At 37.7% G+C, this 2012-nt stretch carries 2 protein-coding genes and 1 pseudogene; 1 reads left to right on the top strand and 2 read right to left on the bottom strand.

From position 1 onward, the window contains the following. Positions 1–43: 43 nt before the first annotated feature. The gene (locus KB557_RS11145; protein WP_255134216.1) at positions 44–985 is read right to left on the bottom strand and encodes a hypothetical protein; all 942 of its coding nucleotides are present in this window, start codon (positions 983–985) and stop codon (positions 44–46) included. Beyond that, positions 982–1587 carry a hypothetical protein gene (locus KB557_RS11140; RefSeq protein ID WP_255134214.1) on the bottom strand — a complete coding sequence of 202 codons (606 nt, stop codon included), beginning with the start codon at positions 1585–1587 and terminating at the stop codon, positions 982–984. The genes KB557_RS11145 and KB557_RS11140 overlap by 4 nt, the downstream gene beginning before the upstream one ends. 170 nt (positions 1588–1757) lie before the next feature. On the opposite strand from KB557_RS11140, the pseudogene KB557_RS11135 reads away from it, so the two are divergent. After that, positions 1758–2012, top strand: a pseudogene (locus KB557_RS11135) (glycosyltransferase family 1 protein); the annotation flags it as partial.

Raw genomic sequence — 2012 nt, 5'->3', positions numbered from 1 at the left:
TACAACTTATTCTGGTATTAATAATGATTAAATATTTGGATCGTCAACGCTGGATCCTTGTAGAAAAATTATAAAGCTTGCGTAGTATTTTTTGTATCAACCCTGATCCTTTAAAGCCCACTAATGGTGGTTTTAGATAACCAACCATTTCTTCAGCATCAAACCAATCAACAGAGCTAGCAAAGAAGAATGGATCTGGAACAGCAGATGGATTGGCTTCCAATAAATCGCGTTTCACCAAAGGTGCACCATCAAAGAGCGATGTTATTACTAATTGATGGGAAGGATTAATTATACAACTGGAAACTCTAGCCTGAGCTGCTATATAATCATGCACCATTCGCTGCTGGCTAGCATCTAATTGCATTTTAAGCCATTCAAAAAATTGAGTGCTTCCACTAAGCCGGCGTAAATCTAACACTGGATGGAGTGCTTTCAACTTAAATCCAGCTCGCAATAAGTGAGCCGATAATTCAATTTCACCATTACGAATAATTGCGGCTGTGGATCCAGAAATATTTAATAACCGCCAAAAATTATGCCACTGGGTTGAATTGAAAATCAAAGGTGGAATATTTAAAGCATAGCTTTGCAAGTGATAACCATTCTGATAACTATCTGTGATCGCGAGCAGTGTGTCATCCAAGCCATTCAAGAATCTAACCCAACTGCTTTGCAAATAGTCGCATCGCAGATATACACTATCATTCAATAGTATTAGCCCCATGCAATTAGCCAACCTCTGTTCTTGTTTTAAATAGAATAAGCCATGTTGAAAAGCACCAAAATCACGACCCTTATTATCTCTAAGAATCCATTCCATGCCCTGCAACTTACACCATTCCAAAGCCTCAGAATTCAAAAAATTACTAATCACTATAAACACCCATCCCTGCTCCTTAATACTAAGCAGCATTCTTCTTGAGCAAGTTGGCAACTCTCCAGATTTTGAAAAATGAGAGAATAATACAATTCGCTCTTTCATGGCAGCAAAGGTTCAGAGCTAAAATATGAACCAGGCAGAAGAGCCATTTTAGTATTTACTGTGGAGGCAGCCAATGAAAATGCTTGGGCTGATAATCTCAATGGAATAAAACGGAAATCCATGCTAATAACAATTTCTCCGGTTTTATTACGTTTACATCCATGCAAACGATCAATATGATCAAATGAGATCAACTCACCAGGCAATAGATCCATAGAGATATAGGAGAATGAGCCGGGATAATCTTCAACCTGCAATGCCGATGATCCAGCCATAGCAGTTAGAGCACAGATAAAATTTATTTCAGCTACGCTATGGCCAAAGTCTGAATCTCTGTGAAAACAACCAACCCATCGATTTAATGGAAACCCAACACGATAGCAAGGCACAACCTGCACATAGGCTGGCTCATTTAGAATATGTGAAACAATCCATTTGCAAATTTCACTATAATGATTTTCACGCTCAAAGTGAGTTTTATATAGCAACTTGTGAAGATTTGAATTTTGATCTTTCTTAAAACGCATTAGCGGGTAATTTAACGCCTCGATATCAACATTGATTTTATCTAGAGAAATATTTTTTTTTACATTTTCAGCCATTGAGCATGATGCAGGCAACGGCTCAATCCGAGTAAGATGCAAATCGGAACGGGTAGTATTTGTAAATACCAAATTTCTAATTTAATCTCTTCTATTATATAATAAATAAGCTTTGTGTTGCACGAATACAATTAATAATGCATAATATGCATAGCGCTACTGGCTTACCTATGCCCATTGAAGTGAACTTTTACGGGCACCTCAGTTCGGTTTTTGGCCTTGCAGGGGGAGCCAAAGCAACCTTACGATCACTAAAGGCTGCGGGTTTATCCGTTAACAGTATAAACATGCAGTTAAACACCCATGAAGCGTTCGATTGCGAGCAACAACTAGATAGCAATCCTATTAATAATGCATCTATTGATATCATTCACACTAATCCTAATATTCTTAAAAGCGTTCCAAATTTACTTACAGTTAGCGAA

It is taken from the genome of Synechococcus sp. Cruz CV12-2-Slac-r (assembly GCF_024346075.1).
GTDB lineage: Bacteria > Cyanobacteriota > Cyanobacteriia > PCC-6307 > Cyanobiaceae > Synechococcus_D.
The sequence above is the reverse complement of the archived record's forward strand: the minus strand, read 5'-3'. Positions and strand labels throughout refer to the sequence as shown.

Bases quoted from the DNA above. Each gene is read 5' to 3' on its own strand.
- KB557_RS11140 (WP_255134214.1), bottom strand. From the start codon at position 1,587: ATGGCTGAAAATGTAAAAAAAAATATTTCTCTAGATAAAATCAATGTT.
- KB557_RS11145 (WP_255134216.1), bottom strand. From the start codon at position 985: ATGAAAGAGCGAATTGTATTATTCTCTCATTTTTCAAAATCTGGAGAG.